Genomic DNA, 19,086 nt, shown 5'->3' with positions numbered 1-19,086 from the left:
AATTTTCACGCCACTTTACGTCACCGGGCGAGGTAAATATGTGACTAAATTCACTTAAGAAAATGAAAGTTACATTTTCTAAGAAAAATAGGGTGATCAATATCACACATCCATCCATCGCCTTGTGTATTGCTACATATGGTGATGTGGAAGCTATCGCGGGAATGTTAAAGAGAAGTGTAATTTTATTGGTTAACCACTCTGTTACTCCCTGTCTGGAACCTGTCACAGGTGGCCAGGCTATAGTTACGTGATTGCGCCTATGCTTGCACGGAGAGAATGATGAAGACCGACGATAATATGACACAAAAATCAGCTGCAGGCGCGTTTGCTCCGGCAGTTCAGCCCACAGCATCAACCACGATTATTACCGACAGCCCCACCATCCATTCGGGGGAAACCTCTATTCCGAGTCAGGGCGAAAACCTGCCGGCTTTTTATGCGAAACCACAGTCAGCAGACGGTCCTTTGCCGGTGGTGCTGGTGGTACAGGAAATTTTTGGCGTTCACGAACACATCCGCGATATCTGTCGTCGGCTGGCGCTGGAAGGCTATCTGGCGGTCGCGCCAGAACTGTACTTCCGTGAAGGCGATCCCAATGACTACCATGACATTCCGACGCTGTTTAAAGAGCTGGTCAGCAAAGTGCCTGACAGTCAGGTGCTGGCGGATCTCGATCACGCAGCGAACTGGGCTGCCCGTAACGGTGGGGATATTCGCCGCATGGGGATTACCGGTTTCTGCTGGGGCGGACGCATCAGCTGGCTTTATGCCGCGCACAACCCGCAGCTGCGCGCCGCCGTGGCCTGGTATGGTCGGCTGGTTGGCGAAAAAACCATGAAGCAGCAAAAGCACCCTATCGATATCGCCGTCGATCTGAACGCACCGGTTCTGGGATTATACGGTGGTCAGGATGACGGCATTCCGCTGGAAAGCGTCGAGCAGATGCGTCAGGCACTGCATGCGGCCAATGCCAACGCTGAGATTATTGTTTATCCCGATGCCGGACATGCTTTCAACGCTGACTATCGTCCGAGCTACCACGCAGAATCGGCAACCGATGGCTGGGCGCGCATGTTAGCCTGGTTTACGCAATACGGCGTTGCACCCACGACGTGATCAAAAAAAGGGGGCGCGCAAGCGCCCCAACATACTGACAACGTATTGACACAACACCAGGAAATCAGGCGGTTTCACCCCGCAGGTTTTTTGCCGCTTTAACCATGTTAGCCAGTGCCTGTCGGGTTTCGCGCCAGCCACGGGTTTTCAGGCCGCAGTCCGGATTCACCCACAGACGTTCTTCTGGAATACTTTGTGCCGCCTTACGTAACAAATTTTCTATCCACTCGACATCGGGTACGTTGGGCGAGTGAATATCGTAAACACCGGGCCCGATTTCGTTTGGATATTCGAACGCGTTAAATGCATCCAGCAAATCCATATCAGAACGCGACGTTTCGATGGTAATCACGTCCGCATCCAGTGCCGCAATGGATGCCATGATGTCGTTAAACTCGCAATAACACATGTGCGTGTGAATCTGTGTGTCGTCTTTGGCGACGGCGGCGTTTAACCGAAACGCCTCTACCGCCCAGCGCAGATAGTCGGCCCAGTCTGACTGATGCAGCGGTAAGCCTTCACGCAGCGCAGGCTCATCAATCTGAATGATGCCAATACCGGCGGTTTCCAGATCGGCAACTTCATCACGCAGCGCCAGCGCAATCTGTTTGGCGATCGTTTCACGTGATACATCCTCACGCGGGAATGACCAACAAAGAATCGTTACCGGACCCGTCAACATGCCTTTTACCGGCTTATCGGTGAGTGACTGAGCATACCTCGCCCACTCGACGGTAATGGCTTCCGGACGGCTGACATCACCAATGATCACCGGCGGTTTAACACAACGTGAACCGTAGCTTTGTACCCAACCATTTTGCGTAAACACGAAGCCATCCAGATTCTCGCCGAAGTATTCCACCATATCGTTGCGTTCGGCCTCGCCATGAACCAGCACGTCCAGCCCCAGACGCTCCTGTTCAACAATCGCCTGCTTGATGTGCCCGGCAATACCGGTACGGTAATGCGCGCTATCTATTGCGCCTTTTTTGAAGTCGAGACGCAGGCCACGAATTTCGGGGGTTTGTGGAAAGGAGCCGATGGTAGTGGTCGGCCACGCGGGCAGATTGAAACGCTGGCGCTGTGCTCTGGCCCGCTCGGGGTAAGCACTGGCGCGCGCGGTATCTTTGGCCTGAACGTTTGCCAGACGCTGCGCAACAGCCGCATTGTGAACGCGGCTTGAGTGAGCGCGCGCCTGAACCGGCGCGCTCCACTCCACCAGGGAGCCGGGATCGTTGTGATTAAGCGCCGTGCTCAGTAGCGACAGCTCACGACATTTTTGCAACGCAAAGGCAAACCAGCTTTTCACTTCATCGTCCAGACGGGTTTCTACGCTGAGATCGATGGGGCTGTGCAGCAGTGAGCATGAGGTACCAATCCACAGGTGCTTGCGTGAGCCCACCAGCGGCTGCAGGCGTTCAAACCAGTGGCTGAGATCGGCACGCCAGACGTTACGACCATTGATGACACCGACAGACAGCAGCCACTCTGCGGGCAGTTGTTGGTTCAACCGCTGAATGTCATCTTTGCCCTGCACCAGATCCACATGCAGGCCTTGCACGGGCAGTGACCTGATGACATCCAGGTTCTGACCGATGCTGTCAAAATAGGTGGTGAGCAGCAGTTTGCTATGCCCCTGTAATGCAGCGTAAGTCGGTTTAAACGCATCACGCCATGCCTGCGGCAGTTCCAGCGCCAGGGCGGGCTCATCAATCTGTACCCACTCTATGTTGCGCTTTTTCAGTTCGGCCAGGATCTGCTGATAAACGGGCAGAATGTCGTTCAGCAGTGACAGACGATCAAACGGCACGCCTTTTACTTTCCCCAGCCAGAGGTAGGTTACCGGGCCTAACAATACGGGCTTGATGTGATGACCCAGCACCAGCGCCTCGTCCACGTCATCCAGCAGTTGAGTCCAGGTTAACGAAAACGACTGCCCTTGAGTAAATTCTGGCACGATGTAGTGATAGTTGGTGTTAAACCATTTGGTCATTTCCGCCGCTGCCGCCGGCTCACCCGTCGGTGCACGACCACGGCCCAGGCGGAACAGCGTATCCAGATCAACGGAGCCATCGTTGTTTTGATGGCGAGCAGGCACATTGCCCAGCATCAGGCTGGTCGTCAGCACGTGATCGTACCAGGCAAAATCACCGACCGGCAACACATCGACGCCGGCCTCTTTCTGTTGTTGCCAGTGGCGGGCGCGCAGTTCGCGACCCACCGCCAGAAGTTCTTCCTGCGTGATGTTGCCAGCCCAATAACTTTCTTGTGCTTTTTTTAGCTCACGACGCAGGCCAATACGTGGAAAACCGAGAGTATGATTCAGGATAGTCATTCACTATTCTCCAGAAATTCTTCGGCTTTAGCGGGTCGCTAAAGATGTTTAGCCGTCCAGATGTTTACACCGCTATATTCTGCGGGTACTGTATGTTCCTCAAGCGCAAATTATTCAGTTTCGATGTGAAGGACTCTCATGATCGAATTCAAACACCTCCGGACGCTTCAGGCTCTGCAGAATACGGGCTCGCTGGCAGCGGCAGCGGCTCAGCTTCATCAGACACAGTCGGCGTTATCACATCAGTTCAGCGATCTGGAACAGCGGCTGGGATTCCGTCTGTTTGTCCGTAAAAGTCAGCCATTACGTTTTACGCCGCAGGGCGAAATTTTATTGCAGTTGGCAGAACAGATACTGCCGCAGATTCAGCAGGCACTTCAGGCCTGCCACGAGCCGCATCAGACAACCCTGCGCGTGGCGATTGAGTGTCACAGCTGTATCCAGTGGCTTACGCCGGCATTAGATAAGTTTCGCCAGAGCTGGCCCCAGGTGGTGATGGATTTTAAATCCGGCGTGACCTTTGATCCGCAGCCTGCCCTGCAGCAGGGGGAACTGGATATTGTATTAACCTCGGATATCCTGCCGCGCTCAGGCTTGTTCTATTCCCCGATGTTCGATTTCGAAGTCCGACTGGTGCTGGCACCGGATCATCCTCTGGCACAGGTTGAACATATTTCCCCTGACGATCTGGCGGATGAAGTCCTGATGATTTATCCGGTACAACGCCAGCGGCTGGATATCTGGCGTCACTTTCTGCAACCTGCTGGCATCAGCCCTGCACTTAAGAACGTCGATAACACCCTGTTAATGATTCAGATGGTATCGGCGCGCATGGGAATTGCGGCACTGCCGCACTGGGTGGTAGAAAGCTTTGAAAAACAGGGACTGGTGATCACCAAAACGCTGGGCGACGGCTTATGGAGCCGCCTTTATGCCGCCGTGCGCGACGGGGAACAGCGTCAGCCGGTACTGGAAGCCTTTATGCGTTTTGCCCGTCAGCATGCCTGCGAGCATCTGCCGTTCGTCAGGGACGCCGCGCATCCTGCTAAGGTTTTATCGCGTGAGTGACAAAGCTGCACGGTAGCAGGCAAAATCCCCTATAATGCGCAGCCTGTCGATTTACCATGAGAAGATCTCACCATGACTAACAACGATATTCTGCGCAGCGTGCGCTATATGCTCGATCTGAACGATGCCAAAATGGTGGCGATTTTTGCGCTGGCTGAATGTGAGGTTGCTCAGGCTGATATCACCAGCTGGCTGAAGAAAGATGAGGATGCGGCATTCCGTCCCTGCCCCGATGTTGTGATGGGATACTTCCTTAACGGTTTAATTTTTCATCGCCGTGGCAAAAGTGAAGACGCGCCCGCGCCGTCCATTGAGCGCAAGATGAACAATAACATTTTCATGAAAAAGCTGCGCATCGCGTTTGATTTAAAAACGACGGATATTCCTGAGGTGCTAAAAAAGGCCAATTTTACGGTTTCTCAGGCAGAGATTGGCGCGATCTTCCGCAAACCGGATCATAAAAATTACCGTGAATGCGGTGACCAGATTTTGCGTAATTTCCTTAAAGGGCTGACGATGATTCATCGGCCCGCCACAGGCAAACCCGCTTAAAACGCAGCTCGATGGTATTGCACCCGGTCGGGAAAGCAGACATCCGTGCCCGTTTGCTTTCCTGCCTGAGGCGCAGAGGCTGTGTCCTGTCGCTCGCTCGCGAAATATGTCATCACGAGTAAGCATAAGCCGTTCAGCCTTTAGCGCATCAGGCATCACTCGCCTGACGAGGCGCCCGGCGCGCCTTCTCATCCCCCACTGATCTTTTTTCCCGCTAAGGTCAGCCCGGCTATTTCGCGCTGTTACCGACTACCCAGCGCTTATGTACCCACAGCGACGCCATAATCACGAGGGCACCTGCGATAAAGCTTGGCCAGTGCGGTTTTTGCTGCCATATCGCAAGGTTAACCAGCAATCCGGCCGGAACGTGCATGTTATTCATAATGCCCAACGTGCCGGCATCGACCTGCGTTGCCCCATAGTTCCACATAAAATAACCCAGTCCCGACGCCGCAACGCCCAACCACACAAGGATTCCCCATTGCAGCGTCGTCGTGGGTAATTTGTTGGGATTGCCCCAGGCTGCCCAGGCAATAATAGCTATCAGCACCGCGCCCAGATAAAACCACGAAAACGCCGTGTGCTGCGGCATCGGCCGGGTTTCCTGCAAACGCTTATAGCCCACCATCCCGGCCGCGAAGCAGATATTGGCTAACTGCACTAACAGCAGACCAAACCAGAAGTTTTCGCTGACTTTGTCGTAGCGAATAATCGCCGCGCCCGCAACGGCCAGCAAGGCACTGAAAATGTATCCGACGCGCAGAGGCCTTCGACTTATCAGGTCGTAGATCAAGGTGACATAGAGCGGCGTCATCACGGTAAACAGCAGGAATTCTGACACGCTCAAATACAAATAGGCTTCAAAACTCAGTAAATACATAATGCCCAGTTGCAGCATCCCGACCAGCATATAGAGCAAGAGCGTTGAAGGCCGGTAGCCACGCCAGCGCAGGAACGGCAGAAAGACAATGGCAGCCAGCGCCAGGCGCATCAATACGGAAAACCAGCTGTCGACCTGCCCGGCAAGGTACTCACCGATCAGGCTAAAAGAAAATGCCCACAGAATGGTAGTAACGATCAATAAAAGCACGGTAACAACCCCGAAATAAACAGAGCGTCAGTGTAAACAAAGTCCTGAATCAGAGCTGATTTATCTGGTTTACATCTGGTTATTTACCAGGCATTCAGGCGTTATCTTTTCTCTCTGCCTGTTTTATCCTTCCCACACCACGCCTGTTGCCGCCAAAAATGTGCGAAAAAGCGCATCTGCCTGGCATTTTCGCGCTTTACTGTAATAAAACTGTAACAAATTTGTCATTCATCACAGTAAACGGCACTGTCTCTGTCTATTCTCTGCGCGAAATGGTGCATCGCGAGCACCATTTTTTTATGTTTCGACCCAACCTGCTGGGGAATCAAAACCATAATGCGCCCGGAGGGCCACCATAATGTTAAGTATTTTTAAACCTGCACCACACCAGCCCCAGGTGGCAGAGGATCGTGTCGATCCCCTCTATCGCCGCCTGCGTTGGCAGATCTTCATCGGTATTTTCTTTGGCTATGCGGCTTACTATCTGGTCAGGAAAAATTTTGCCCTGGCCATGCCTTATCTGGTTGAACAGGGCTTCTCGCGCGGCGATCTGGGGTTTGCGCTTTCGGGCATCTCTATCGCTTACGGCTTTTCCAAGTTCATTATGGGTTCGGTATCGGATCGCTCTAATCCCCGCGTTTTTTTACCTGCCGGATTGATTCTGGCCGCTGTCGTGATGCTGTTCATGGGGTTTGTTCCCTGGGCGACCTCCAGCATTATGGTGATGTTTGTCTTGCTGTTTATCTGTGGCTGGTTCCAGGGAATGGGCTGGCCGCCCTGCGGACGCACCATGGTGCACTGGTGGTCGCAAAAAGAGCGTGGCGGTATTGTGTCGGTGTGGAACTGTGCGCATAACGTCGGCGGGGGAATTCCGCCCCTGCTGTTTTTGCTGGGAATGGCGTGGTTTAACGACTGGAAAGCGGCCCTTTATATGCCCGCCTTCGGCGCGATTGCCATTGCAATCCTGGCCTTTGCGCTGATGCGAGATACACCACAGTCCTGTGGCCTGCCGCCTGTTGAGGCTTATAAAGACGATTATCCGGCGGATTACAACGCGAGCCATGAAGAAGAATTCACCGCAAAACAAATCTTCATGAAGTATGTCCTGCCAAACAAATTACTGTGGTATATCGCCCTGGCAAACGTGTTTGTTTATCTGCTGCGTTACGGCATTCTGGACTGGTCGCCGACGTACCTCAAAGAGGTAAAACACTTCACCCTGGATAAGTCATCGTGGGCTTACTTCTTCTATGAATATGCAGGAATTCCCGGCACGCTGTTGTGCGGCTGGATGTCAGATAAAGTCTTTCGCGGAAACCGTGGAGCGACGGGCGTGTTCTTTATGACGCTGGTCACCATCGCGACGGTGGTTTACTGGCTTAATCCGCCAGGAAATCCCGGTGTAGATATGGCCTGCATGATAATCATTGGCTTTTTGATCTATGGTCCGGTGATGCTGATAGGGCTACATGCGCTGGAACTCGCACCGAAAAAAGCCGCCGGGACGGCAGCCGGTTTTACCGGATTGTTCGGTTATCTGGGCGGTTCGGTCGCAGCCAGCGCCATTGTGGGTTACACGGTGGACTATTTTGGCTGGGATGGCGGCTTCCTGGTGATGATTGTGGGCTGTGTGCTGGCGGTGATTTTGTTACTGCTCACCATGGTCAGCGAGCATAAACACAAACAAAAACTGGCGTAACCGTCAGAAGGCCGGTTCGCCGGCCTTCTGCGCAGGCGCGCTACGATAAATACAACTTTCTTAGCGTTGCCGGCACCGCATCCTCGGCGTTGCTGCCAATCACTTCCAGCTCCGGCAGGGTATCTTTCAGACGCTGGTGCGCGTTAGCCATAATGCAGCCCTTGCCTGCCATACTCAGCATTTCTACGTCGTTCATACCATCACCAAAGGCAATACAGTCTTTCAGCGTAAAGCCTAACTGTTTCGCTACGGATTCAAGTGCATGACCTTTAGAAACACCGCCCGCCATCACCTCCAGACAGGTCGGCAGTGAAAAGCTGACGTTAACGCGATCGCCCCAGCGCGCTTCAATCGCCAGCTCCATAGGAATCAGATGCTCAGGCTCTTCACAGGTGAAAAAGACTTTGCTGATGCCGTCAGTCGGCAATATACCCGGTTCATAAACCTGATAATGGAAATCGGATTCGCGAAAATAGTCTTTCTCTGCCGGGCTGCAACGGCTGACAAACCACTCATCATCGCGATAAACGTGCGTCAGCACTTCCGGATGATGGTACTGCAGCCCAAACAGATCCTGGGCAATATCCATATCCAGATTGTGGCTAAAAATCAGCTCTCCTGCAGGATTGTGCACGCGCGCGCCGTTTGACGTAATCATATACGCCGGAATACCCAGCTTGTCGCGCATTTGCCCAACATCAATATGATGGCGGCCCGTGGCGAAAATAAAGTGAATGCCTTGTGCAACCAGCTGTTGCAAGGTTTCGCGGGCATCAGGCGTGAGGCGATGTTCGGGGGAAAGCAGTGTGCCGTCCAGGTCGGACACAACAATGTGGTACATGAAAACCTCGGGTATCTGTGTCGGTTGGCCGTAGCCGGTAATGTAAACGGAGTACTAATGATGCGACAAAAAGAAATCGACGATCGCATTGAGTGCTTCAGCACGCATGCTGTCTTTTTCAAACAGGATCTCGTGGCGCGCACCTTTAATGATCTGGGGTTTGCGTCCCTCACAGGGATGCCCCGCCGCCGCCATGGCGGTACAAAAAAGATCTTGTGAGCGGTTATCTACCACGCTGTCTTCGCTGGCCTGCAGCAGCAGCAGCGGGGTCGTCATTTTATCCACCTGACTGAAGATGTTACGTCCGGCATGAATGCCTTCCCGAACCCAGTGATAAGTGGGTCCGCCAACACGAATGGCCGGATCGTCCGCATAAAAACGCAGGCTGCGCCGATAACGCTCATGGCTGTGTGTCAGGCGATTAATGCCAAAAGGATGCGCCCGCCAGCGCCCTGTGCCTAACGCATAGCCATCGCGCACGGCAGGCCTTTTTTCCGCCCAGTCGAGTATTTTATGCGCCAGAAAAGAGGGTAACGGCAAAGCAATGCCAAACATCGGCGCGACCAGTGCCGCAGCATGAAACGCACCAGGCTGACGCGCCAGAAACAGGGCCAGAATCGCCCCGCCCATCGAATGGGCTAACGCATAACGCTGCTGATAATGACGGCTTACAATCTCTTTGAGATAAAGCGTTTCGAGATCATCAACATAGTGGGAAAACTCCACGACATGTCCACGATGAGAGTCGTCCAGCAGGCGATCCGATCGTCCCTGTCCCCGATGATCGAGCACGATCACGTCAAATCCGCAGTGGAACAGATCGTAAGCCAGCTCAGGGTATTTAACGTAGCTCTCAATGCGCCCGGGTACGATCAAAATAACGCGCTTATGTTTCGGTGAAATGAACCGGACATAACGTAACGTCAGATTTTCAACGCCGGTAAATTCACACTCTTCACGGCTGTGCCAGAAATCAAGCAATGGGCCGGTAGCAAAGGCGGCAAACGCCTGTTCACGTTGCAGCCAGCTTGCTCTGTGTTGCTTCATCCGCCCTCCTGGTTGCCGAAAAAAAAGAGTCTGAACGGCCGCATGATGCCCGTAGCCCTGCGCATCATTCTGGCGTATTGTGTCACACTTCAGACGCGACAGGGAGTACAACCCATGACCATCGAATGGTGGCTGACCTATCTTCTTACCACCACAATTCTTAGCCTTTCGCCCGGCTCTGGTGCCATTAACACCATGAGCACCGGCATCAGTCACGGTTATCGTGGCGCGGTCGCGTCTATTTCTGGCTTGCAGGTCGGTCTTGCACTGCATATCGCCCTGGTGGGGATCGGTCTTGGGGCGCTCTTTTCCCAGTCGCTGCTGGCGTTTGAGATTTTAAAGTGGGCTGGTGCAGGTTATCTGGTCTGGCTGGGCATCCAACAGTGGCGCACTGCGGGCGCTATTGACCTTAACGCCATGTCGAAAGCCATGCCGCGTCGTCGTCTGTTCAAACGGGCGGTGATGGTGAACCTGACCAATCCGAAAAGCATTGTGTTTCTGGCGGCGCTGTTTCCCCAGTTTATCCTGCCTCACCAGCCACTCATGCTGCAGTATCTGGTACTGGGCGTAACAACCGTCCTGGTGGATATCGTGGTTATGATTGGCTATGCCACGTTAGCCACGCGCATTGCAGGATGGATTAAAGGACCTAAGCAGATGAAGCTGATGAACCGCATTTTCGGCGGCTTATTCATTGCGATTGGGGGACTGCTCGCCAGCGCCAGACGTATCGCCTGACCGGGCCGAGGCTGCCGCTGACAGTGACCCTGTCGGCGGCTTACCGCAGTGGCGCTGAAGTGACCGATAATCGGTTATCAGCGCGACAGGATCAGGTGAATGCCAAAACCAGCGAACAGCACGCCCGCCACGCCATCCACCCACTTGGCAGCACGTTGATATTTATCCCGCATCCACGGCAGGGAAAAAATAGCAGCGACCAGAGAAAACCACGCAAAAGTCTCGACACTTATCAGCACGAACAGCCCCCAGCGTTCCAGCTCGCCCATATCGTTACCGATAAACAATGAGAAGACGCTACCAAAGTAGATCACCGCTTTCGGGTTAGACAAGTTGGTCAGCAGGCCTTTAATAAAGCTTCTGCCTTTCTTTGGCAGCTCGGCGACAGGTTCCTGCTGGACGGGCTGCTTATGACGCTGGCGCGCTGAGCTGATTAACTGCCATCCCATCCATAACAGATAGAGTCCGCCACCGACCATGATGATTTGGTGTAACCAGGCCATCTTTTGCAGAATCAGATGCAGGCCCATTAATGCCACCCCAGCCCAGACCATAACGGCCAGCGTAATGCCCAAAACACCCAACATGGCTTCTTTGCGCGAACGACTGGCGGCGGTTTGCGAGACAAAAAAGAAATCGGGGCCGGGGCTCATCAGCGCAACAAGATGGACCAGGGCAATGGTACTGAACAAGATCAACATGATAACGCCTCTTTACTCTTCATCGAGATGTTCTTTAATCATCAGCAAAAAGGGCTTACCAAAACGTTCCAGTTTGCGATGACCTACCCCATTCACGCTCAACATTTCAGACGCACTGACCGGCATCTGCTCAGCCATCTCCAGCAACGTAGCATCGTTGAATACTACATAGGGAGGAATATTCTCTTCATCCGCAATCGCTTTACGCAGCTTGCGCAGTTTAGCAAACAGCTTGCGGTCATAGTTGCCACCATAGACTTTTGCCGACCCGCTGCTTTTAGGTCTGGCGGTTATCAGTCTTGGCACCGCCAGCATCAGCGGGACTTCACCGCGTAATACCGGTCGGGCGGCTTCCGTCAGCTGCAGCGCGGAGTGCATAGCAATGTTTTGCGTAACCAGTCCCAGATGAATTAACTGACGCAAAACACTGACCCAATGCTCATGGCTGTTTTCTTTACCCAGCCCATACACGGGCAGCTTGTCGTGTCCCTGCTCACGGATGCGGTGATTATTGGCACCACGCAATACTTCAACAATGTAGCCCATACCAAAACGCTGGCCGACACGATAAATACTGGAAAGCGCCTTCTGGGCCTCCACCAGGCCGTCATAGCGTTTAGGTGGATCGAGGCAAATATCACAGTTTCCGCAGGGTTGCTGTCGTCCTTCACCAAAGTAGTTCAGCAGCACCAAACGACGACAGGTCTGCGCTTCGGCAAACGCATTCATCGCATTCAGTTTGTGACGTTCAATATCCTGTAACGGGCCGGGCTGCTTCTCTTCAAGGCATTTACGTAGCCAGGCCATATCAGCAGGATCGTAGAGCATCATGGCTTCCGCAGGCAGGCCATCACGTCCGGCGCGTCCTGTTTCCTGATAATAAGATTCTATATTGCGCGGAATATCGAAGTGCACCACAAAACGCACATTCGGCTTGTTGATGCCCATCCCAAATGCCACGGTCGCCACCACGATTTGCAGATCGTCGCGCTGGAATGCTTCCTGTACGCTGGCGCGCTGCGCGCTATCAATACCGGCATGATATGCCCCGACGCTCAGGCCACGGCTTTGCAGACGCGCTGCCGTATCTTCGACTTTTGCCCGGCTGTTACAGTAGATAATGCCGCACTTACCCCGCTGATCCTGCACGTAGCGCAGCAACTGATCGGTCGGCTTAAACTTTTCCACCAGGGTGTAACGAATGTTCGGACGGTCAAAGCTACTGATTTGAATCAGTGGGTCCTGCATATGAAGCAGGTTAACGATATCAAGTCGGGTCGTTTCGTCAGCGGTCGCCGTCAGGGCCATCACAGGCAGATCGGGGAAACGCTGGCGCATCTTACCCAGCGCGCCATATTCCGGACGGAAATCGTGCCCCCACTGCGAAATACAGTGCGCCTCATCCACGGCAAGCATACAGGGCTGCCAGTGCGCCAGGCTTTCAAGGAAGTTGTCCATCATCAGACGTTCTGGCGCAATATAAAGCAGCTTAACGCGCCCATTACGGCAATCCGCCATCACGGCCTGCTGCTGCTCGCGCGTCATGGTCGAATTCAGACAGGCTGCAGCCACGCCGTTCGCCAGCAGTTGATCTACCTGATCTTTCATCAGAGAGATTAATGGTGACACCACCAGCGTCAGCCCCTCGAGCACCAGCGCCGGGATCTGATAGCAGAGTGATTTACCGCCGCCGGTTGGCATCACCACCAGACAATCCCGCCCACTCAGCGCTTCATTGATAATGGCCTGCTGACCGGGACGAAACTGCTGGTAGCCAAAAGTATCCTGCAATACCTGCTTAGCCAACGCTTCCTGATTAAGAACTGCCGAGGTTGCCACTGTATTCCTGACTTAATGGTTAATTAGAACAAATCGTTAAGCGTTACACCTACGCCCAAGCGTGTCTGACGGTGGTTATAGTCAATAAGGGATTCGCCATAGCCGCTGAACAGCTGGGTGTAGAAACGCACGTGCGTAGTAATCGGGTAGCTCCAGCCCAGCGTAGCGCCGCCATAGCCGCTATTCCAGTTATAGTTGCCTTCCACGCTAAAAATGCTGTCACCCATCGCGTAACCCACTTTGGCACGGTAGTAGCCCATGTATTTCGTAATATCGGGGTTATCATCCGTACTGGCGCTTTCAGAAATACGGAACCAGGGTTTGACCTCCACCAGGAAATTACCGTTTTGCGCCATCAGGCGGGTATAAACGCGGTTCCAGCTGCGGGAAGTCGGATCGCTGCGACCATTGGACTGATGATTAACGCCCACTTCAACATCACGCAGCGTCCAGCCAGCGAGAGAGTAATCCGTCGCCCAGCCCAGGAAAATCTGTGGCTCGTAGTTCGTCTCCCGGAAAGGTGACGACTCTTTTTTATTCGATACCTGCCACCATGAGCGCTGCGTGTAAGACGCCGCTAACACGGAGTTATCACCCACGATGCCGCGCCATAGCGGAAATGCCAGGCTGAGCTGGAATTTCACTTCGTCTTTGCGTGCGTTTTTTGCCCAGTTATAAGAGGAAATCGCCTCTTTATTGATGTCGCTGGTGTACGTGTACAGCAGATAGTTATTTTCGTAAGGATAAAGCACAAACGGATTGTCGTGCTGCTCCAGCAGATTGGCAATAATGCTGCCCCTCACCTGCGGTGCGTCGTGAACGTGTTTGATCGTGGCTTCGTCCGCCTGCGCCAAAGCAGGAAGTAACATTGCCGCCAGCAAGGCGCGATGCTTACGCATAGGATTCTCCGGTGAAAACTGCGTATTCATAAAAGCGAAAGGGTGTCTTAAAAAGCAGGACATTCTACACACAAATGTGAGCGAACATCAGCGCTGATTTCCTAAACTGGAAAGCCTGTCGAGCGAAGCATAGAATAAACAACTTGTTAACATCTACAGTTTATTTGCCAGCTATTCAGGACTAAACACCATGTCATCCGTGCTATTGACTCAGCAGGAAGCTCGCCGCCTGGTCGGTGAAATTTTTATTTATCACATGCCGTTTAATCAGGCTCTCGGCCTGGAGCTGGATCGCCTTGACGCCGACTACGCTGAAATTAGTTTTGCGAACAAAACCATGCTGGTCGGCAATGCCGCTCAGCAGATCCTGCACGGTGGTGTGACCGCCGCCGTACTGGATGTGGCAGCGGGTATGGTGTGCGTCAGTCATGCGTTGACGCGTGATGAAAGTATTCGCGAGGAGGTGCTGCGCCAGCGGCTGTCTCGTATGGGAACGATTGATATGCGGGTTGACTATCTGCGTCCCGGTCGGGGCGAGCGTTTTATTGCCACCAGCCGTTTGCTGCGCGCCGGGAATAAAGTCTCTGTCGCACGGGTTGAATTACACAATCAGCAGGGTGACTACCTGGCGACCGCCACGGCAACTTATCTGACAGGCTGACAGGGAAAAGGAACGTGGGGCTGCCGCGCTGGCATCCCACGTCTACGTCAGATGGGCATCAGAACAGGGTATTCGCATTAGCCGATTTTTCAGGCACCTCCTGAACCACATCCCAGTGCTCAACAATTTTTCCTTTTTTAACCCGGAAAATATCCGTCACGGCCCGGCCACGATCGTTTTTACCGTTGGTTGATTGCACATGTAGCCACACCAGATCGCCATCCGTTGCACTGCGTACGATGCGCGCTTTTGACTGCGGGTTTTTCCTGAAAAAATCGGAAAAAAAGTTAACAAGCGGTGCCTTACCATTGGGCAATCCGGGATTGTGCTGGCGGTAATCGTCCGCCACAACCCGGGCCGCTTCTGCGACATTATGGTGATTAAAAAATTGATCATAGAAGTTGAGCACCAATGCACGATTAGCCTCTTCCGTCTTGAGATCGCGGCCGTCGCCGGGTTGCGCGGCGTAAACCGCGCCCGCTGTCAGGATACCTACCGCCAGCAACAGGTTTTTCAGAAAGGTGGTCATCATTATTCTCCTTGCGCATTTGTTATGGCGCTAACCGCTACGCGCCCGAAAGTCAGTCCTGACAGGCCGCCAAAGATGAGCCAGACTCGCCATCAGGTTTTGATATCACACCAGGTCACAAAAATAGACTGGTCACGTTGTGGATGTTACATTCGCCAAAAATGGTTAACAAGAAGTCACGTTGTGATGACCCAGTCACGTGAACGTGACTATTGACGCTGCGCAGGAACTCACCGATGCCAAAATCTTTACCCGCAACCTTTACTTACGAGCAACCTTGTCCCATCCGTGACGTACTTGACCGGATAGGTGATAAATGGAGTTTATTGATTCTGGAGGCGCTGGCCGAACAGACGCTGCGGTTCAATGAGCTTCACCGTCATATCGGGGATGTCGCCCGCCAGGTCCTGTCGCGCAGTCTGAAGCGGCTGGAAATGGACGGTTATATCCTGCGGACGCTCTATCCGGAAGTGCCGCCACGGGTTGAGTACAGCCTGACGGATTTAGGCCGTTCATTTCTCAAACCCATGCAGCAACTGATTGAGTGGGCAGACAGCAATCATCAGACCATTTGTCTTGCTCGCCAGCGCGCCCTTGAGCCGGATAAAGACTGACCCTGTTTTATCACCCTATCTGGCTACAGAGATAACGAAGACTGCGGTAATATTGCGGCCCTCTGTCACGCCACTTCACCTTAGTGCCCTCCGGTACAGGACGAATTTTCAGGATATGTTATGGATACCCAGCAAACCCGTCAGGGAATAGGTTTTGCGCTTGGCGCGTATTTCATTTGGGGCATTGCGCCCGCCTACTTCAAAGTAGTCAAGGCCGTTCCTGCTACCGAAATCATGACCCACAGGGTGATCTGGTCAGCCCTGTTCATGCTGTTATTGATCACACTGAGTCGCAGTTGGGGCCAGGTCAGAAGCGTGCTGCGTCAGCCCAAAAAAGTGTGGCTACTGGCACTCACGGCGGTCACGGTGGGGGGGAACTGGCTGCTGTTTATCTGGGCGGTGAACAACCAGCACATGCTGGAGGCAAGCCTGGGCTATTTTATCAACCCATTGATTAACGTCGTGTTTGGCATGATTTTTCTGCGTGAACGCTTTCGTCGTCTGCAGTGGCTGGCGGTGGCCCTGGCGGCCTTCGGCGTGCTTTTGCAACTGTGGCAATTTGGCTCTGTGCCGGTGATTGCTTTAGGCCTGGCGTTCAGCTTTGCGTTCTACGGCTTAATGAGAAAGAAAATTCAGGTCGATGCCCAGAGCGGCATGCTGATAGAAACGCTGTGGCTGTTTCCGCTGGCCGCACTCTACCTGTTTGGCGTTGCCGACAGCAGTACCAGCCACCTTAGCGCCAATCCCATGAGCCTGAACCTGCTGCTGATCGCCGCAGGCATCGTCACCACCATTCCGCTGATGTTCTTCGCGGCAGCCTGTACCCGACTGCGCCTGTCCACGGTGGGCTTCTTTCAGTATCTTGGCCCGACGCTGATGTTCCTGCTGGCGGTGCTGTTTTATGGCGAAACGGTTACGCCAGATAAAATGGTGACCTTTGGGTTTATCTGGCTGGCGCTGCTGGTCTTTATTCTGGATGCCGTGGCATTTTCAGCGCGGAGCCGTATGCGCAAAGCGTGATATAAAGCGCGCCATTGCCGGACCGGTCAGTAAAATAGTGAACAAGCGCAGAGTCTGCATCGCCATCACAAACGCCATATCTACCCGGCTTCCGGCAGCAATAATCGCCACCGTGTCCAGTCCACCCGGACTGGTGGCGAGATAGGCGGTCATCAGATCGATATGCAAAACGCGGGTTAACATCCAGGCCAGTCCACCACACAGCAACATCAGGCCAAAAATTGACAGCAGCATCTGCGGCAACGTACTTAACGCCAGTTTGAAAATCGGTCGGGTAAAGCGTAACCCCACGCTCCAGCCAATCAAGGCGTACGCCAGCGCAAGCAGCCATTCAGGCATCTGCAGCACTGCCGTGCCGGTTGAATGCAGCGTGGCGCCAATCAGTGCCGGTATCAGTAATGCCCCGGACGGAATACGCAGCCATGGCCCCAGCCAGGCGCTGCAGATGACCAGGCACATCGTTACCAGAAAACCGCCGTTAAGCGCGGGAAACCATATCAGTGAACCCGCATGACCGCCGTCGCCCAGGCCGATACGCGCCACCATGGCCGCCGCGCCCGCAACAAACAGCACACGCAGATACTGCATGAAAGCAACCAAACGCACGTCGGCACCGAATTCGCCCGCCATCGCCACCATCGCTGAGGCACCGCCCGGTGAAGACCCCCACGCGCCCGTGGGACCAGGAAGCGGGCTGAAACGCACCAGCAAAAAGCCCGACAGGCCACTGGCCGCCAGCGTCAGCAGCAGTACCGCTAACACAACAGGCCAGTCCTGTAACAGCGGCGTCAGGATAGAAGGTGACAGGCTCTGCGCAATCATGCAGCCCAGTACCGCCTGCGACAGCAGGAATAACCGCTTATTAATACGCAGTGTGGCACCGGACAGGCCCATGACCACGCCAACGATCATCGGCCCCAGCAGCAGGGCGGCAGGCACGTGAAAATACTGGAAGATCGCACCGAGTAATACAGATGACACTAACAGCAGCAGCCACTGCCAGCGCAACGAAAGAGAGTCCATAAAAAATCAATCAATTATGAAAATTGAGCGGGTAGATTAGCAGAATTAAGGCGACAGGCCAGCTAAATGGGCCGAATTAACAGCCCGTGCTGATGATTAAAGCCAGTTTTTACGCTTGAAATAGAGATAAGGTGCAAGGCCTGCAAGCATCATCAGGCAAATGGCGCCAGGATAGCCAAAGCTCCACTTCAGTTCAGGCATAAATTCAAAGTTCATGCCGTAGCTGGATGCCACCAGCGTTGGCGGCAGGAAAACCACGGATACCACCGAGAAGATCTTGATGATGCGGTTCTGCTCAATGTTGATAAAGCCCATCGCTGCCTGCATCAGGAAGTTTACCTTCTGGAACAGCGACTCATTGTGTGGCAACAGCGACTCGATATCCCGCAGAATTTCACGCGCCTGCTCCAGTTGGTTGCCTGGCAAACGTGCCTTACGGACCAAAAAGTTAAGTGCACGCTGGGTATCCATCAGACACAAACGCACCTTCCAGCCGATATCTTCCAGCTCGGCTAATCGTGATAACGCCTGGTCGTATTCCTCACCCTGCTGGCCTTCCATGATGACGCGGCTGAGCTTTTCCAGAGCGCTGTAGATGTTTTCAATCTCGTCTGCCAGCTGTTCGATTTTCGTCTCGAACAGATCAAGCAGCAGCTCATAAGCGTTGCCATCAATCAGCGTCTGGTTACGGGCGCGCATACGGTAAAGGCGAAAGGCGGGGAGTTCACGTTCGCGCAGCGTATATAAACGCCCTTCGCGGATGGTAAACGCAACGGTTGAGTTGCCAGCGTGATCTTCGGCATCCTCAAAGAAGAAGAAGGAGTGAATGTGCAGGCCGTCTTCATCTTCGAAGAAACGCGCCGAGGCTTCAATGTCTTCCAGTTCAGGGCGCGTTGCCAGGCTCTGGCCCAGTTCGGATTGCACGCGATCGCGCTCGCCTTCTTCAGGCTCGACCAGGTCAACCCAAACTGACGTGGTCAGTTTATCGCTTTCATCTTCCAGTTCCAGACGCGTCAGGCGGCTGTTATCAAGTTTAAATGCGCTCAGCATAGCAAGACTCCCCATTGCAGACTTTATGGGACAACGCTGTCGGCCGGTCTGAATTCAGACCCGCGAACCTGAACACGGATAAAGGATAAATCAGTGCTGACTCGTGCGACGGATTAAAAAGGGAGGTCGCTGATAACCGCTAAGGCTACCAGCGTAATGAGATAGCCTTAGATGTTATTCCTGAAAACCAGGTTAATGAGCCAGCATCGACTGGGCGTGTCCAAGGCATTGTCCTCTCATGATAATAGTGCGCGCATGTTA

The 19,086-nt window shown here is 53.6% G+C and carries 19 protein-coding genes; 8 read left to right on the top strand and 11 right to left on the bottom strand.

Translation table 11 applies throughout. From position 1 onward, the window contains the following. The first annotated feature begins 282 nt into the window (after positions 1-282). Positions 283-1,119, top strand: coding sequence for a dienelactone hydrolase family protein (locus NR177_RS21530; protein WP_109717887.1), 837 nt, complete (start codon positions 283-285; stop codon positions 1,117-1,119). Positions 1,120-1,183: 64 nt separating this feature from the next. Here NR177_RS21530 and metE read toward each other — a convergent pair whose 3' ends face one another. Then, the gene (gene metE, locus NR177_RS21525) at positions 1,184-3,454 is read right to left on the bottom strand and encodes a 5-methyltetrahydropteroyltriglutamate--homocysteine S-methyltransferase (protein ID WP_256853604.1); all 2,271 of its coding nucleotides are present in this window, start codon (positions 3,452-3,454) and stop codon (positions 1,184-1,186) included. 138 nt (positions 3,455-3,592) lie between these two features. Between metE and metR the strand changes: the two genes are divergently transcribed. Both metR and NR177_RS21515 read left to right on the top strand, forming a co-directional pair. Beyond that, positions 3,593-4,522, top strand: coding sequence for an HTH-type transcriptional regulator MetR (gene metR, locus NR177_RS21520; RefSeq protein WP_063877918.1), 930 nt, complete (start codon positions 3,593-3,595; stop codon positions 4,520-4,522). A gap of 72 nt (positions 4,523-4,594) precedes the next feature. Then, entirely contained in the window at positions 4,595-5,074 is a 480-nt protein-coding gene (locus NR177_RS21515) for a DUF1456 family protein (RefSeq protein WP_063877917.1), read from the top strand. A 229-nt stretch (positions 5,075-5,303) separates the two neighbouring features. On the opposite strand, the gene NR177_RS21510 is transcribed toward NR177_RS21515, so the two are convergent. Further along, entirely contained in the window at positions 5,304-6,164 is an 861-nt protein-coding gene (locus tag NR177_RS21510) for a carboxylate/amino acid/amine transporter (protein WP_063877915.1), read from the bottom strand. Positions 6,165-6,522: 358 nt separating this feature from the next. Here NR177_RS21510 and glpT point away from each other — a divergent pair, with 358 nt between their 5' ends. Then, positions 6,523-7,863, top strand: a complete 1,341-nt coding sequence (gene glpT / locus NR177_RS21505) for a glycerol-3-phosphate transporter (protein WP_096012945.1) — start codon at positions 6,523-6,525, stop codon at positions 7,861-7,863. 40 nt (positions 7,864-7,903) lie between these two features. On the opposite strand, the gene yigL is transcribed toward glpT, so the two are convergent. After that, positions 7,904-8,704 (bottom strand): sugar/pyridoxal phosphate phosphatase YigL, encoded by an 801-nt coding sequence (gene yigL, locus NR177_RS21500; protein ID WP_063877913.1) that lies wholly within the window; start codon positions 8,702-8,704, stop codon positions 7,904-7,906. Between the two features lie 54 nt (positions 8,705-8,758). Beyond that, complete coding sequence (gene pldB, locus NR177_RS21495) at positions 8,759-9,751, bottom strand: lysophospholipase L2 (RefSeq protein WP_063877912.1); 993 nt, start codon at positions 9,749-9,751, stop codon at positions 8,759-8,761. Positions 9,752-9,865: 114 nt separating this feature from the next. On the opposite strand from pldB, the gene rhtB reads away from it, so the two are divergent. After that, positions 9,866-10,489: a homoserine/homoserine lactone efflux protein gene (gene rhtB / locus NR177_RS21490; protein ID WP_063877911.1), complete on the top strand. Its 624-nt coding sequence runs from the start codon at positions 9,866-9,868 to the stop codon at positions 10,487-10,489. 77 nt (positions 10,490-10,566) lie between these two features. Here rhtB and rhtC read toward each other — a convergent pair whose 3' ends face one another. The 3 genes from rhtC to pldA are packed head-to-tail and all read right to left on the bottom strand — an operon-like array spanning position 10,567 to position 13,928. Beyond that, a complete protein-coding gene (rhtC, locus tag NR177_RS21485) occupies positions 10,567-11,190 on the bottom strand; it encodes a threonine export protein RhtC (protein WP_096012943.1) in 624 nt (207 codons plus the stop codon). A 12-nt stretch (positions 11,191-11,202) separates the two neighbouring features. Further along, positions 11,203-13,029, bottom strand: a complete 1,827-nt coding sequence (gene recQ, locus NR177_RS21480) for an ATP-dependent DNA helicase RecQ (RefSeq protein WP_063877909.1) — start codon at positions 13,027-13,029, stop codon at positions 11,203-11,205. A 23-nt stretch (positions 13,030-13,052) separates the two neighbouring features. Continuing rightward, positions 13,053-13,928: a phospholipase A gene (gene pldA, locus NR177_RS21475; RefSeq protein ID WP_109717892.1), complete on the bottom strand. Its 876-nt coding sequence runs from the start codon at positions 13,926-13,928 to the stop codon at positions 13,053-13,055. A 190-nt stretch (positions 13,929-14,118) separates the two neighbouring features. On the opposite strand from pldA, the gene NR177_RS21470 reads away from it, so the two are divergent. Continuing rightward, positions 14,119-14,589 (top strand): thioesterase family protein, encoded by a 471-nt coding sequence (locus tag NR177_RS21470; RefSeq protein ID WP_256853603.1) that lies wholly within the window; start codon positions 14,119-14,121, stop codon positions 14,587-14,589. Positions 14,590-14,647: 58 nt separating this feature from the next. Here NR177_RS21470 and NR177_RS21465 read toward each other — a convergent pair whose 3' ends face one another. Further along, positions 14,648-15,121, bottom strand: a complete 474-nt coding sequence (locus NR177_RS21465) for a nuclear transport factor 2 family protein (protein ID WP_256853602.1) — start codon at positions 15,119-15,121, stop codon at positions 14,648-14,650. 233 nt (positions 15,122-15,354) lie between these two features. On the opposite strand from NR177_RS21465, the gene NR177_RS21460 reads away from it, so the two are divergent. Both NR177_RS21460 and rarD read left to right on the top strand, forming a co-directional pair. Further along, entirely contained in the window at positions 15,355-15,732 is a 378-nt protein-coding gene (locus NR177_RS21460) for a helix-turn-helix domain-containing protein (RefSeq protein ID WP_096012942.1), read from the top strand. Positions 15,733-15,852: 120 nt separating this feature from the next. Then, complete coding sequence (gene rarD / locus NR177_RS21455) at positions 15,853-16,752, top strand: EamA family transporter RarD (RefSeq protein ID WP_256853601.1); 900 nt, start codon at positions 15,853-15,855, stop codon at positions 16,750-16,752. Here the strand turns inward: rarD and NR177_RS21450 are convergent. The 3 genes from NR177_RS21450 to ysgD form a co-directional block, all read right to left on the bottom strand. Next, on the bottom strand, positions 16,723-17,775 hold the full coding sequence (locus NR177_RS21450; protein WP_063877903.1) for an AbrB family transcriptional regulator: 1,053 nt from the start codon (positions 17,773-17,775) through the stop codon (positions 16,723-16,725). The genes rarD and NR177_RS21450 overlap by 30 nt on opposite strands. A 96-nt stretch (positions 17,776-17,871) precedes the next feature. Next, the gene (gene corA / locus NR177_RS21445; protein ID WP_014606985.1) at positions 17,872-18,825 is read right to left on the bottom strand and encodes a magnesium/cobalt transporter CorA; all 954 of its coding nucleotides are present in this window, start codon (positions 18,823-18,825) and stop codon (positions 17,872-17,874) included. Between the two features lie 167 nt (positions 18,826-18,992). Continuing rightward, positions 18,993-19,049: a YsgD/CorL family protein gene (ysgD, locus tag NR177_RS24060; protein WP_349887138.1), complete on the bottom strand. Its 57-nt coding sequence runs from the start codon at positions 19,047-19,049 to the stop codon at positions 18,993-18,995. Between the last annotated feature and the right edge of the window lie 37 nt (positions 19,050-19,086).

Source organism: Pantoea sp. Fr+CA_20, assembly GCF_024520835.1.
In the GTDB taxonomy this organism is placed as follows: domain Bacteria; phylum Pseudomonadota; class Gammaproteobacteria; order Enterobacterales; family Enterobacteriaceae; genus Pantoea; species Pantoea allii.
Note: the sequence above shows the minus strand (reverse complement) of the source record. Positions and strands in the feature narration are given on the sequence as shown.

What these genes read in the sequence shown, in the direction of transcription:
- rarD (WP_256853601.1), top strand. Translation starts at nt 15,853, where the DNA reads ATGGATACCCAGCAAACCCGTCAGGGAATAGGTTTTGCGCTTGGCGCG.
- rhtB (WP_063877911.1), top strand. Translation starts at nt 9,866, where the DNA reads ATGACCATCGAATGGTGGCTGACCTATCTTCTTACCACCACAATTCTT.
- NR177_RS21515 (WP_063877917.1), top strand. Translation starts at nt 4,595, where the DNA reads ATGACTAACAACGATATTCTGCGCAGCGTGCGCTATATGCTCGATCTG.
- rhtC (WP_096012943.1), bottom strand. Translation starts at nt 11,190, where the DNA reads ATGTTGATCTTGTTCAGTACCATTGCCCTGGTCCATCTTGTTGCGCTG.
- metE (WP_256853604.1), bottom strand. Translation starts at nt 3,454, where the DNA reads ATGACTATCCTGAATCATACTCTCGGTTTTCCACGTATTGGCCTGCGT.
- NR177_RS21450 (WP_063877903.1), bottom strand. Translation starts at nt 17,775, where the DNA reads ATGGACTCTCTTTCGTTGCGCTGGCAGTGGCTGCTGCTGTTAGTGTCA.
- NR177_RS21460 (WP_096012942.1), top strand. Translation starts at nt 15,355, where the DNA reads ATGCCAAAATCTTTACCCGCAACCTTTACTTACGAGCAACCTTGTCCC.
- pldA (WP_109717892.1), bottom strand. Translation starts at nt 13,928, where the DNA reads ATGCGTAAGCATCGCGCCTTGCTGGCGGCAATGTTACTTCCTGCTTTG.
- NR177_RS21470 (WP_256853603.1), top strand. Translation starts at nt 14,119, where the DNA reads ATGTCATCCGTGCTATTGACTCAGCAGGAAGCTCGCCGCCTGGTCGGT.
- corA (WP_014606985.1), bottom strand. Translation starts at nt 18,825, where the DNA reads ATGCTGAGCGCATTTAAACTTGATAACAGCCGCCTGACGCGTCTGGAA.
- pldB (WP_063877912.1), bottom strand. Translation starts at nt 9,751, where the DNA reads ATGAAGCAACACAGAGCAAGCTGGCTGCAACGTGAACAGGCGTTTGCC.
- NR177_RS21530 (WP_109717887.1), top strand. Translation starts at nt 283, where the DNA reads ATGAAGACCGACGATAATATGACACAAAAATCAGCTGCAGGCGCGTTT.
- yigL (WP_063877913.1), bottom strand. Translation starts at nt 8,704, where the DNA reads ATGTACCACATTGTTGTGTCCGACCTGGACGGCACACTGCTTTCCCCC.
- metR (WP_063877918.1), top strand. Translation starts at nt 3,593, where the DNA reads ATGATCGAATTCAAACACCTCCGGACGCTTCAGGCTCTGCAGAATACG.
- glpT (WP_096012945.1), top strand. Translation starts at nt 6,523, where the DNA reads ATGTTAAGTATTTTTAAACCTGCACCACACCAGCCCCAGGTGGCAGAG.
- NR177_RS21465 (WP_256853602.1), bottom strand. Translation starts at nt 15,121, where the DNA reads ATGATGACCACCTTTCTGAAAAACCTGTTGCTGGCGGTAGGTATCCTG.